Source organism: Croceitalea sp. MTPC6, from assembly GCF_036985525.1.
Taxonomy (GTDB): domain Bacteria; phylum Bacteroidota; class Bacteroidia; order Flavobacteriales; family Flavobacteriaceae; genus Croceitalea.
In genome coordinates this window covers 373,818-386,302 of record NZ_BTGR01000001.1, presented here as the reverse complement: position 1 = coordinate 386,302, position 12,485 = coordinate 373,818, and the positions used below count along the sequence as shown (strand labels likewise).

Annotated in this window: 12 protein-coding genes; 6 read left to right on the top strand and 6 right to left on the bottom strand. The window is 36.3% G+C overall.

Annotation, left to right across the window (positions count from 1 at the left end):
- The first annotated feature begins 325 nt into the window (after positions 1-325).
- The 6 genes from AACP56_RS01785 to AACP56_RS01760 all read left to right on the top strand — a co-directional run bounded on the left by AACP56_RS01785 (position 326) and on the right by AACP56_RS01760 (position 5,910).
- Entirely contained in the window at positions 326-1,852 is a 1,527-nt protein-coding gene (locus AACP56_RS01785) for a hypothetical protein (protein WP_339334082.1), read from the top strand.
- A 196-nt stretch (positions 1,853-2,048) separates the two neighbouring features.
- The gene (locus AACP56_RS01780; protein ID WP_339334084.1) at positions 2,049-2,414 is read left to right on the top strand and encodes an OB-fold protein; all 366 of its coding nucleotides are present in this window, start codon (positions 2,049-2,051) and stop codon (positions 2,412-2,414) included.
- Between the two features lies 1 nt (position 2,415).
- Positions 2,416-2,967, top strand: a complete 552-nt coding sequence (locus tag AACP56_RS01775) for a YceI family protein (RefSeq protein WP_339334086.1) — start codon at positions 2,416-2,418, stop codon at positions 2,965-2,967.
- Entirely contained in the window at positions 2,957-3,856 is a 900-nt protein-coding gene (locus tag AACP56_RS01770) for a DUF5777 family beta-barrel protein (RefSeq protein ID WP_339334088.1), read from the top strand. Before AACP56_RS01775 ends, AACP56_RS01770 begins: the two co-directional genes overlap by 11 nt.
- An 84-nt stretch (positions 3,857-3,940) precedes the next feature.
- Positions 3,941-4,696 carry a sulfite exporter TauE/SafE family protein gene (locus AACP56_RS01765; protein WP_339334090.1) on the top strand — a complete coding sequence of 252 codons (756 nt, stop codon included), beginning with the start codon at positions 3,941-3,943 and terminating at the stop codon, positions 4,694-4,696.
- 20 nt (positions 4,697-4,716) lie between these two features.
- Entirely contained in the window at positions 4,717-5,910 is a 1,194-nt protein-coding gene (locus AACP56_RS01760) for a DegT/DnrJ/EryC1/StrS family aminotransferase (protein ID WP_339334092.1), read from the top strand.
- On the opposite strand, the gene ribB is transcribed toward AACP56_RS01760, so the two are convergent.
- From ribB to tpx, 6 genes are all read right to left on the bottom strand, one after another.
- Positions 5,907-7,052, bottom strand: a complete 1,146-nt coding sequence (gene ribB, locus AACP56_RS01755; protein ID WP_339334094.1) for a 3,4-dihydroxy-2-butanone-4-phosphate synthase — start codon at positions 7,050-7,052, stop codon at positions 5,907-5,909. The two genes, AACP56_RS01760 and ribB, sit on opposite strands and share 4 nt — an antisense overlap.
- Positions 7,049-8,467 (bottom strand): LptF/LptG family permease, encoded by a 1,419-nt coding sequence (locus AACP56_RS01750; RefSeq protein ID WP_445227693.1) that lies wholly within the window; start codon positions 8,465-8,467, stop codon positions 7,049-7,051. The genes ribB and AACP56_RS01750 overlap by 4 nt, the downstream gene beginning before the upstream one ends.
- 73 nt (positions 8,468-8,540) lie before the next feature.
- Entirely contained in the window at positions 8,541-9,188 is a 648-nt protein-coding gene (locus tag AACP56_RS01745) for a LolA family protein (RefSeq protein WP_339335476.1), read from the bottom strand.
- 10 nt (positions 9,189-9,198) lie between these two features.
- Positions 9,199-11,538: a DNA translocase FtsK gene (locus AACP56_RS01740; protein WP_339334098.1), complete on the bottom strand. Its 2,340-nt coding sequence runs from the start codon at positions 11,536-11,538 to the stop codon at positions 9,199-9,201.
- A 63-nt stretch (positions 11,539-11,601) separates the two neighbouring features.
- The gene (locus AACP56_RS01735) at positions 11,602-11,967 is read right to left on the bottom strand and encodes a diacylglycerol kinase family protein (RefSeq protein WP_339334100.1); all 366 of its coding nucleotides are present in this window, start codon (positions 11,965-11,967) and stop codon (positions 11,602-11,604) included.
- On the bottom strand, positions 11,960-12,466 hold the full coding sequence (gene tpx, locus AACP56_RS01730) for a thiol peroxidase (RefSeq protein ID WP_339334102.1): 507 nt from the start codon (positions 12,464-12,466) through the stop codon (positions 11,960-11,962). Before tpx ends, AACP56_RS01735 begins: the two co-directional genes overlap by 8 nt.
- Between the last annotated feature and the right edge of the window lie 19 nt (positions 12,467-12,485).

Here is a 12,485-nt window from a genome sequence, read left to right as displayed (position 1 = left end):
GTCACATGTCAACCATCCCCAAAAGCATGTTTTTGTTAAGTAGTTTGAGCAGATTTTTTAGAAGCCTCCAGGTTTAGGGCTTTTATTAACCTTATTGAGGTTAAACCAAGCTTAAGCTATACAATCTTATAGCAAACAATTTTATATAAATAGTAACATATAACACTTAAAAGAAAGTTCTAATATGATAAGGCGATATCCCAATTTTAAAATTAATAAAGTATTCCGCTTTAAGGACGAAAATTCCCTTTCGCATAGCTTTTATGTTCTTGGGTGCCAATTCAGGGGTTTCTTTGACATCATTAATTAATCTAATAGTAAGAAAATGAAAAAATTATTTTTATTCGTAGCGGTCACTTTATTTATGGCCAGTTGTAGTTCAGATGACAGTGGTTATGGAAATGACCCAGACGCTGGAACAGATGATGACCCTGTAGTTGTAGAAAATTCCGTTAGGCTAAGGTCTGATGCTACATTTGGGTCGGTATTGACCAATTCAGAAGGCTTTACCTTATACTTTTTTGCTCCTGATAGTAAAGGAGATTCAAATTGCTCAGGTGGTTGTGCAACAACTTGGCCACCATTTAATACTGCTGAGCTTACATTGGATGATGGACTTGATTCAGCTGATTTTGGCACTATTACAAGAGCAGACGGCAGTGAACAACGGACCTATAAAGGATGGCCTTTGTACCTGTTTTCAAATGACGGTAGTGCTGGTGAAATTAATGGGGATGGTGCTGGTGGTACTTGGTTTGTGGCAAAACCGGATTATTCCATAATGATAGCTAGGGGACAATTGGTTGGAAGGGATAGTAACGGCAATGAGACCAACCTTAATAGTGATTATGAAGAAGGAGATGAAGAAACTTTATACATGACAAGTGCTAATGGGCGTACTATTTATCATTTTTCCAATGATTTTAAGGATACCAATAACTTTACCAATGAAGACTTTTCAAATGATGGTGTGTGGCCTATCCTTAAAATAGACATTGTAAATATTCCAAGTATTTTTGATGCTGCCGATTTTAGTGCAATAGACGTTTTTGGTGAGACTCAAGCTACCTATAAAGGTTGGCCTTTATATTACTTTGGGGGAGACGAAAATAGAGGTGATAACTTTGGTGTAGGCTTTCCAGTAGCTGGGATATGGCCAATTGTAAATCCTGATACTGAACCAGCTCCAGAAGATGACCAAACTTCCACAGTAGATAAGGTTTTTGAAGTAAGTAATGTTGGCGCCACAGCATATACATTTGGTTTTACTGATGTTCAAAACCCTGAAATTGAGTTAGAACGAGGGAAAACCTATGAGTTTACTGTAGACACTCCCGGCCATCCATTTTTTATCAAAACAAATCAGAGCACAGGTACTGGAGATACTTTTGATGAAGGTGTTACAAACAATGGGGCATCAACGGGAACTATAACATTTACGGTCCCACAAGATACACCAGATTTGTTGTTCTACAATTGTGAATTTCATGGTAGCATGACAGGTAGAATTAGAATAGTTGATGCAAATACGAACCGCTCATTTACAGTTGATAACAATGGAGCCACATCTTATACCTTTAGTGGAAATGGGTTAAATGGTGTTGAAAACCCAAACTTTACCTTAACAAGGGGAGAAACCTATGTTTTTACTGTTAATACTCCTGGTCATCCTTTCTTGATAAAATCAGTTCAGAGTACTGGTACAGGAGATACTTTTAACGATGGTGTTGCGAACAACGGTGCTTCCTCTGGTGAAATTACATTTACTGTTCCCCAAAATGCTCCTGATAAACTGTTTTATAACTGCGAGTTTCATGGTACCATGACAGGTGTCCTTGTAATTGTAGATTAAAGAGATCAAAAATTAAGTTTAGTGTTTAGTTTTGGTTATTTAGTTCATTTTTATTTAATCCCCAAGATATCTTGGGGATTAAAATTGATGATTTGAATTCCTTCAGTTTATTTCATAAGTATTAGTTTTATCCACAGAAGGTATTATTGATGATATGATCATAAAGTTTTCATTCTTTCGTTTACTATCCTATTTTTTGATAGTTTTTTTTATTGTTAGTTGCCAAAGTGATGCAAATCAAGACTTTACGAATATAGAACCTGAAATTTCATTATCTGCTGATAATTTAATTCTAAATATATCCAATGAGCAGAATGAAAAGGAAATGGTTGTTGCCGTAGCCGGTTTAGTACATGAAATAAACCATGTTAATAAAAGGACAACAATTTTGCTAAAGGGAAGTACAAAAAAAGAAACCTACATAATTTGCGATATAAACCCAAACCAAGCAGACAATATAAAAGCCATAAAAGAAGGGGATTCCATTTTAGTGAAAGGCCTTTTAAAAGGAATGCTTAGAGATGTTATCATGCTTAATTGCATAATAGCAAAGACCAAATAAAATGATTAGAATAACCACCATATTTTTTATAGCTCTATTAATGGGCATGGGACATAAAGAAGATAAAGAAAGAGTTATTTCCCGACAGGGTAAAGTATCCTTTTTTTCTCATACTTCTGTTGAGGACATAAAAGCTGAAAACAATCAGGTACTGAGTATAATTGAACTTGATCAAGGAAAGATCGCTGTAAGGATGTTAATGAACGCTTTTATTTTTGAAAAAGCCCTTATGAGAGAGCATTTCAATGAAAGTTATGTGGAATCTGATATTTACCCAGAAGCGACTTTTGAAGGTGATATCATTGATTTTGACCACAATTTTATTGGAGAGCAGACACGTATTACCAAAGGGGTTTTTACCATGCACGGTGTCTCCAAACCTTTAGAGATTAAAACCAAAATTGTTAACGATACCAATGGATATGTAGTTTATGGGAATTTTGAAACTTTAGTCAAGGATTATGATATCAATATTCCTCCATTATTAGCAGGTAACATTGCAAAAAGTATTTCAGTAGATTTTAGATTTGAATACCAGCCCTATGAAAATTAATACCATATTAATAGCATTACTGCTACTGATTGTAGTCCAAGAATCTTATTCGCAAGATTTGTTAGAAATTTTGGAGTCTGAAAAGCAAGGTGAAAATCAATTTATCCCAGCTACGTTTAAAATGACTAGGATAACTATTGGACATTCCACTGAGGTTAGGGATAAAGGCATTATGGAAGTAATGACTTCCAGTAGGTTTTGGAATCTTCCAGTTGATAGGTCACAAAGTTTTGTGGCAGATAGATTGAGTACTCGTTTTGCTCTAGAATATGGGGTAACCGATAGGTTAACCTTTGGTACTGGAGCAACAACATTTGATGGTTTGTTTGATGCCCACCTGAAATATAAACTACCACTTAAAAACAAAAACAACGTGGGACGACCATTTAACATCACTTTATTTCAAAACGTAAGTTATAACAGTAGCGCTATTGCAAACCAGGCTATCAATGATGACTTTTCTGATAGAACGGCATATACATCTCAAGTTTTGATTTCAAAGAAAGTTTCCAAAGATTTTTCTATTCAGATTTCACCAACTTTTGTACATAAAAGCCTAGGTTTAACAGATAATGACCCTAATAGCTTTTTTGCTATTGGTTTTGGTGCCCGTTATAAATTGGGAGGTCATTTAAGTTTGGTTTCAGAGTATTACCATATGTTTAATCCTATTGAATCATTTGATACTTATAACCCTTTTGCTATCGGTGCCAACTGGGAGCTAGGCGACATAATGCTTCAATTTATGTTGACAAACGCAGTAAATATGGTAGAAGATACTTTTATTACACAAACAAGAAATAATTTCAATTTTCGAAACCCCAATTTAAATTTTGGTTTTAACGCCACTTACGTTATCCATTTTAAGAATAAGCTTAAGAAAAAGTAATGAAAAGACTTATCGGGTAGTTTTGGGTAATAAAAACAAATAGTACTAGCCTCCTATTATCTTCTGCAATAGTACATTTGCATAATGGATGAATGGTACCATTATATACTCTTAATAGTTACTGGTTTTGTTGTTGGTTTCGTCAATACAGTCGCTGGAGGTGGTTCCCTTCTGTCCTTGCCCGTACTTATATTCTTAGGCTTACCACCCAGTGTGGCCAATGGCACCAACCGTGTTGCCATTGTGGTACAAACAGCTTTGGCAACGGCTGGCTTTAAAAGTAAGGGAGTGAGTACGTTTCCCTTTAATATGTACTTAGGCATTTCAGCACTTTTAGGAGCTATAATCGGCGCAAGAATTGCTGTAGATGTAGACGGAGAAGCATTTAATCGCATCCTCGCTATAGTAATGCTGACCGTAGTGTTGATTATTATATTCAAACCAAAAATTAAAATAACTGATTTACAGGAAAGACTTACCGGTAAGTATTTATGGGTAGGTATAGTAACTTTTTTCTTTTTTGGCATTTATGGTGGTTTTATAAATGCAGGATTAGGTTTTTTAATGATTTTATTTTTAAACTTTGTGAATCGAATGACATTGGTCCGTGCCAATGCTACAAAGGTGGTTGTAGTTTTTACATATATGTTATCAGCTTTGGCAGTTTTTGCCTTTAATGATAAAGTAAATTGGTTTGTGGGGCTAGTTTTAGCTTTGGGAAACGGAAGCGGTGCATGGATAGCAAGTAGATTTTCTGTAAAAAAAGGTGACGGATTTATAAAAACCTTCTTAGTGGTTATGATAGTGATTATGGCTATTAAACTTTGGTTTTTCAATTAACTTTAATGTAGTAATAAAATATGCCAGGATTTGAATTTTTTGGAGATAAGGAGAGAGCACAGGTTAATGAGGTATTGGACTCTGGTGTATTGATGCGTTATGGGTTTGATGCTATGCGCAACGGACAATGGAAAGCCAAAGAGCTCGAAAAGACCTTAGCGGAGCGTATGGGAGTGAAACATGCACAGGTAGTGAGTAGCGGTACGGCTGCGCTTACGGTAGCGTTGGCAAGTGCAGGTATTGGTGCAGGTGATGAGGTAGTTATGCCCACATTTACCTTTGTCGCCAGCTTTGAGTCTATTTTAGCAATTGGTGCAGTACCGATTTTGGTAGATGTTGATGATACGCTTACACTAAATCCAGATGCTGTAAGAAAAGCAATAACAAAGAACACAAAGGTGATAATGCCAGTTCATATGTGTGGTTCCATGGCAGATTTGGATGCCCTTAAAGCTATATGCAAAGAAAATGACTTGCTTTTGTTGGAAGATGCTTGTCAGGCTATTGGTGGCACATATCATGGTAAACCCTTGGGGAGTATAGGGGATTTGGGTTGTTTTTCATTTGATTATGTAAAAACGATTACTTGTGGGGAAGGTGGCGCAGTTATAACGAACAACGAAAAATATTATAGGAAGGCGGACCATTATTCAGATCATGGACATGACCATATTGGCCAGGATAGGGGAGCAGAATCACATCCATTTTTAGGATATAATTTTCGTATTTCAGAATTGAACGCTGCTGTTGGTTGTGCACAAGTTCAAAGACTGGATGAGTTCATTGAAATTCAAAAACGAAACTATACCATTTTGCGAAATGCTTTATCTGAAATTCCACAAATATCTTTTAGAAGGGTTCCCGAAGGGGGAGAGGAAAGCTATGCTTTTCTCAATTTTTTTCTACCTAATGCGGAAATGGCTAAAAATGCACACAATACTTTAGGGGAAAATGGTATTGATGCTTGTTTTTATTGGTATGATAACAATTGGCATTATTACCGAAAGTGGGAACACCTTACCAATTTAAAATCGTTGGGAAATTTACCAAAAGATATATATGATGGTATGCCAGATTATTCAAAATCTAACTTTTCAGCTTCGGACCATTGGGTGGGTAGAACTATTTCTTGTCTAATAAAATTAGGATGGAGTAGGGAAGAAGTAGAGGACAGGTCAACTACAATGGTGTCGTTGTTGAAAGATTTATTTTAATAACCAACATAATCGACAATCTCCAATCCATAGCCTACCATGCCCACTCTTCGGGTTTTTGGTATGGAATTGGTCAATAAACGTATTTTAGAAATATTTAAATCGTGCAATATTTGAGCTCCAATACCAAAATCTTTAGTATCCATCTCAATTTTTGGCGCCTTGGAAACCCCACTTGCCTGTAATTTTTTGAATTCTCCAAGCCTACTCAAAAGATTCATGGATTGTGAACTTTGATTAATAAATACCATTGCACTTTTCTCCTCAGAATTTAGTGCTTTAAACATTTTGTTTAGGGCCTCATCTGGATTATTGGTCAAGGTGCCCAGGATATCATTATTGACCAAAGTGGAGTTAATACGGGTTAAAATAGGTTCTCCACTTTCCCAAGTACCGCGAACCAAAGCAATATGTACCTGATCGTTCGTAGTTTGTTTATAGGCTCGCAACCTAAATTCCCCGAATCTGGTATTTATATCAAAAGCTTCCTTTCTTTCAATAAGACTATCATGCTCCATTCTATAGGCCACTAAATCTTCAATGGAAACAATTTTTAAATCAAAATTTTTGGCAACTTCTGTTAATTGGGGCAAACGTGCCATGCTTCCATCTTCATTCATTATTTCTACAATCACACCTGCAGGTTTGAGACCTGCAAGTCTGGCAAAGTCAATAGCGGCCTCCGTATGTCCAGTACGTCTTAACACGCCACCCTCTTTCGCAATTAGTGGAAAAATATGGCCAGGTCTGGCAAGTTCATGAGGTTTTGTATTGGAATTGGTGAGTGCAACAATGGTTTTTGCACGATCACTGGCAGAAATACCAGTAGTGACCCCATTGCCTCGTAAATCTACAGAAACAGTAAAAGCAGTTTCCAAAGGGTCTGTATTATGACTAACCATTTTATGCAACCCTAATTCTTTACAACGCCCTTCGGTCAGTGGGGCACAAATAAGCCCGCGACCGTGAGTGGCCATAAAATTAATTGTCTCTGGGGTAATTAACTCTGCAGCTGCGAGAAAATCGCCTTCGTTTTCTCTGTTTTCATCGTCAACAACTATAATTACTTTGCCTTTTCTTATATCAGCTATAGCTTCTTCAATAGTATGTAGTTGAACTTTATGGTCTACGGTTTTGGTCATGCTTGCTCAATTTTCTCTTTTCTTTTAAATAAATTTTTAAATACGTCCAACACATTTCCAATGTTCATCAATCCTTTGTCTGCAGTGGCTCGTCGGGTTAAAAATATGCTTAAAGGTAACATAATGAGCGTTGAGAGCCATGCACCAACGATAGGGTGCATTTCTCCTTTTTTAGCATAATTATCAGCAAACACACCAATAAAATAATAGGTCAAGAATAAAATGATTGCAATTACCATTGGTAGTCCTAGTCCTCCTTTACGTATGATAGCCCCAAGTGGTGCACCAACAAAAAACAAAATAATACATGAAAAAGCCAGGGCAAACTTTTTATGCAGCGATAAAATATGTCGGTTATATATCTCATAACGTTTATTGAGCTCTAGCTTTTTCCCTTTAATTGTATTTAGAACATTGGTGACGGAATTTTTTGCATTGGTCAATAGTTGGGTTTTTTGCCATTCTGGCATTATTGCCAAAAGGCTTTTGGTGTCATTTATGCTATCATTTTCTTTTACACTGCCCTCTTGTTGGTATTTGGCTATAGATTCTGCATTTAGTGTGTCAGATTTCTTTATAGGAAAAGCCCCCATCCTTACTGTAATATTTTTTGAAAAGGCTTTTACTTGTTTAAGATTATTAATTTTTAAAGAATCGATATCCTTACTCAGGCGCGAAATATTTTTCATCTTGTCTGTTGTGATATCCGATTCTTCTTCAAGATTTTTATTGCTCAAAGACGAAATATCAATGTTTTTGACATAGACCTCAAATTCTGCTCTGTTAAATGGGTACTTGCGTTTGTCTTTAGCAGCTTTTGGTTGGCGTTCCTCATAATAGTGCCCATCATTTAAAATAAGCTGAATGATATCTGATTCTTCACTACTGACCAATTCCCCAGTTTTGGCTTTAATTACCGTAGTATTGATTTTGGTCTTAGATTTTTGATGAATAACTATATTCTCCAAGTACTGGTCATTATCCCCTGATTTTTTTTCGACTTTAATATTCATATCGGTACCTTCGATATCGCTAAAAACACCTTCTACAATCACTGCAGCAGGTTTTACTTTTGCAATATTGCGACGCATATTAAATATCTTCTGTTCTGAAGCCGGGATTACGGTATTAGCAAAGAAAAAAGTAAAACCACCGAGTAAAATAGTAAAGACAATTAGGCTTCGCATTGCCTTTTGCAAAGAAATACCCGAGGCTTTCATGGCAGCAAACTCATAGTTTTCGGCAAAACTACCAAAAGTAAGTATGGAAGAAAGTAACACGGTAAGTGGTAAAACTTTCTCTGTTAGGTTAGGCATTAAATAGAAAAGGAATTTCCCAATAATCCAAATATCGAGGTCTTTTCCAGCAAGGTCGTCTATAAAAAGCCAGACCGTTTGAAATATGAAGATGACCATCAATATTACAAACGAGCTGAAAAAGTTATAAAGAAATCTCGATAATATATATCGGTCAATTATTGGCAACACACTAATTTCTTATGATATAGTAGCCGTCGTTTTTGTACTTAGCTTCATCAAAAGTAAACAAGCTTTTTGATAAGGGCTGATTGGTTTTGAAAGAATTAACGGTAATGGTAGTTTTTGTACTGTTTTTGCCAGTTTCAATCAATTTATAGATATGCTTTGTTTCTGCATCGATACCTAATAAAATTGATTTTATCTCAGTATTTGTATCAATAGGAATAAGTTTTACAAACTGAATTTTTCTACCTTTTACGTTCTGTAAAATGTCCCATTCATAATTGTGTCCTGTCCTGTAGAAAGTGAGCATTTTGGATGGTGTAACTGTATTTTCTTCTTGACTGGGACTTTCAATCGTTACTTCTTCGTTTTCCGGGACAATCGTATAAACTTTGTTTCCATCAAATAACTGTGTGGCACCAAATAAATTGGCTATGTATTTATCACCTTTTAATGTCACATTGCCTTTGGTCTCTTGCTTAATGTTTGCTTCACTATTTTCCAAAATATAGTTGAAATCGATAAAAATATTATCATAAGTTGATACGTTATTGTAGACCTCGTCTAATAACGCTTTGGCTTTTTGAGAATTTTGGGCGTATGATGAAATTCCAAAAGCTATCAAAGTAATAAGTGTTAGTATTTTTTTTAACATGGTATTTGTTTTACTCATTTTGTAATAATTGATCTAGGGCAAATATATCCGCTACTAAAACTTGACGAGCTTTGCTGCCTTCAAAAGGACCTACAATCCCTGCAGCTTCCAATTGATCTATAATTCTTCCAGCCCTGTTATATCCCAATTTTAACTTCCGTTGAATCAGGGAAGCTGAACCTTGCTGTGCAATCACAACCACTTCAGCAGCTTCACGAAATAATTTGTCCCTATCTGCAATGTCATAATCAATACTCGTGCCAGAATCTTCACCTACATATTCAGGTAATTCGTGAGCGCTTGGATATGCTCTCTGTGCTCCGATGTAAGCCGTTATTTTCTCTACTTCGGGAGTATCAACAAAGGCACATTGTATCCGTGTAACGTCGTTACCTTGTGTGTAGAGCATATCTCCACGGCCAATGAGCTGGTCGGCGCCTTGCGCATCCAAAATAGTTCTAGAATCTATTTTTGAGGTTACCCTAAATGCAATACGGGCAGGAAAATTTGCTTTTATAATACCAGTAATCACATTTACTGATGGTCTTTGTGTGGCAATTATCAAATGTATTCCAATAGCCCTTGCCAACTGTGCCAATCTGGCAATAGGTGCTTCTACTTCTTTGCCAGCAGTCATGATAAGGTCGGCAAACTCATCAACCACTAAGACAATGTACGGCAAGAATTTGTGGCCATCATTGGGATTTAATTTTCTTGCCTTAAACTTGACGTTGTACTCTTTAATATTACGGACCATTGCCTGTTTCAGCAACTCATACCTATTGTCCATTTCGATACAAAGGGAGTTTAAGGTATTGATTACCTTAGTATTATCTGTAATAATTGCCTCTTCAGAATCTGGTAATTTTGCTAGAAAGTGCCTCTCAATTTTATTGAACAGTGTAAGCTCTACTTTTTTTGGATCTACTAATACAAATTTTATTTCCGCAGGATGTTTTTTATACAGTAACGAAGTGATTACCGCATTGAGCCCTACGGATTTCCCCTGCCCTGTAGCACCGGCCATCAATAAATGAGGCATTTTGGCTAAGTCAACCACAAAAGTCTCGTTACTGATAGTTTTACCAAAGGCTATCGGTAATTGCATTTCTGCATTCTGAAATTTCTTGGAAGCAATTACAGAACGCATGGATACAATTGTGGCATTTTTATTAGGGACTTCAATACCAATAGTCCCTTTTCCTGGAATTGGAGCAATAATACGAATACCAAGTGCTGCCAATGAAAGTGCAATATCGTCTTCTAGGTTTTTAATTTTTGAAATACGCACTCCAGCTTCTGGAACTATTTCATAAAGCGTAACTGTAGGTCCAATGGTCGCTTTTATCTGCGCGATTCCTATTTTATAGTTTTTGAGGGTGCTTACAATCTTGTTTTTATTCTCTTCTAGCTCTTCTTGGTTGATGGTAATCCCTCCAGTTACCCCATGTGGGTCTAATAAATCCAACGTTGGGAATTTATAATTACCCAATTCTAGTTTAGGGTCAAATTCTCCAAAATCCTTCACTAGCTTATCAGCTTTTATAGCTGACTCCTCTTTTTCCTCAGCAACCTTACTTACTTCCAAGTCAATTTTAGGTTCTTCTTCTGGTAGATTTACATCTAGGCCCGCTTCATTTTGTAATGGCGGAATATCTTTTTTATGAGTATAAGTGTCTATCTTGATTTCTGGTTCTTCTTCTACAGCTAATTCAATAGCACTTTCTTCCATTTTTGTTGGGACTTTCTCTTTTTTTAGAGATTCCATTTTAGTTCTAAAGTAATTCCCAATTCCCTCAGGAGAAAAATTGAACAACCTGACGAGAATACTTATCAGTGTAAATATCAAGATTAGAAAAACTCCGATTTTACCCGTATAGTCATGAAGAAAATCATTCATTTCATAACCAATTAAACCACCCAATAAAGGTTGTTCACTTGCAAAAAAGCCTAGTGCTATGGAAACCCAAACAACGCCCAATAAGCCCCAAATCCATTTTCCCCATAGATTTTTGCTTTCCAAGCCCAGAAACAGGTACAGTCCCGTAACTGCCAATAAAAGTGGAAATACGAAAGAAGCCAAACCAAAACCTTGGTACATAAAAAAATGACTTATAGCGGCACCAAACTTATTGAGCAAGTTAGAGGCTTCGGCATTTCTATTACTGAATTCTGTAAGCAAACTTTGGTCAGCTTGCCAAGTGAAATAATAGGAAATAAAAGAGAAGAAGAGCGCAATGCTTAGCACTATTAAAAAGCTACCTAGAATAATTTTATTCTTTTTAGAAAACTTGAAGTAAGATTTCTTTTTTGTTACGCTAGCTTTGGATTTTCTTCGTTTTTTGGCCATTAACAGGAATTAAAAGGGGCTAATTTACAAATTTACGATGCTAAGACGGAAAAGGACTTTGCCTTAAAATATTTTGGGAATATAAATCAATAAACCAACGATGGCCGCCAAGATGGAAACAATCATGACTGCACCGGCGGATACATCTTTAATAAAACCAATTTTATCATCATGATTGGGCTGCACAAAATCCGATAGCTTTTCGACTGCGGTGTTCATACCTTCAATTCCCATAACCATACCAATAGCAAGACATTGCAATATCCACTCTGTATTTGATATTTCAAAATAAAAGCCGGCTGAAGCTGTTATTAAAGCAATAACAAATTGCACTTTAATGCTGGCTTCAGTCCGCAACAATAAGAACATGCCCTTTAATGCGAACCCTACACTTTTTACCCTATTTCTTAGAAAAGACTCTTTAGACATCCATTAGTACTTCAAGTGCAGCTTTGTAATTGGGCTCATCAGCAGTTTCTTGTACCTGTTCTGTATGGATAACATTTCCATTGGCATTCAAAACCACTACACATCTTGAGTGCAGCCCTTTAAAAGCGCCATCACTAAATTCAAGCCCATAGTTTTTACCGAAATCCCCTGTTTTAAAATCAGATAACATCTCAACATTTTCAATTCCCTCAGCACCACAAAAACGTTGCTGTGCAAATGGTAGGTCTCTAGAAATACAGAGTACATGTGTGTTTTCAAGTTCTGCTGCTGCTTCATTAAATTGCCTTACAGATTTTGCACAGGTTCCGGTATCCACACTTGGAAAGATATTCATCACTACTTTCTTGCCACTATAATCACTAAGAGAGGCTTCGGAAAGGTCAACTTTTGTTAAAGTGAAATTTGGTGCTGCTGTATTTTTTGATGGAAGTTCACCAGTAGTATTCACTGGAGTCCCACCTAAGGTAATTGATGCCATTTTTATATTTTTAAATTGA

What these genes read in the sequence shown, in the direction of transcription:
- AACP56_RS01750 (WP_445227693.1), bottom strand. Translation starts at nt 8,467, where the DNA reads ATGGTCATCTTCATATTTCAAACGGTCTGGCTTTTTATAGACGACCTT.
- AACP56_RS01775 (WP_339334086.1), top strand. Translation starts at nt 2,416, where the DNA reads ATGATTAGAATAACCACCATATTTTTTATAGCTCTATTAATGGGCATG.
- AACP56_RS01740 (WP_339334098.1), bottom strand. Translation starts at nt 11,538, where the DNA reads ATGGCCAAAAAACGAAGAAAATCCAAAGCTAGCGTAACAAAAAAGAAA.
- tpx (WP_339334102.1), bottom strand. Translation starts at nt 12,466, where the DNA reads ATGGCATCAATTACCTTAGGTGGGACTCCAGTGAATACTACTGGTGAA.
- AACP56_RS01765 (WP_339334090.1), top strand. Translation starts at nt 3,941, where the DNA reads ATGGATGAATGGTACCATTATATACTCTTAATAGTTACTGGTTTTGTT.
- AACP56_RS01745 (WP_339335476.1), bottom strand. Translation starts at nt 9,188, where the DNA reads ATGTTAAAAAAAATACTAACACTTATTACTTTGATAGCTTTTGGAATT.
- AACP56_RS01770 (WP_339334088.1), top strand. Translation starts at nt 2,957, where the DNA reads ATGAAAATTAATACCATATTAATAGCATTACTGCTACTGATTGTAGTC.
- AACP56_RS01735 (WP_339334100.1), bottom strand. Translation starts at nt 11,967, where the DNA reads ATGTCTAAAGAGTCTTTTCTAAGAAATAGGGTAAAAAGTGTAGGGTTC.
- AACP56_RS01785 (WP_339334082.1), top strand. Translation starts at nt 326, where the DNA reads ATGAAAAAATTATTTTTATTCGTAGCGGTCACTTTATTTATGGCCAGT.
- AACP56_RS01760 (WP_339334092.1), top strand. Translation starts at nt 4,717, where the DNA reads ATGCCAGGATTTGAATTTTTTGGAGATAAGGAGAGAGCACAGGTTAAT.
- ribB (WP_339334094.1), bottom strand. Translation starts at nt 7,052, where the DNA reads ATGACCAAAACCGTAGACCATAAAGTTCAACTACATACTATTGAAGAA.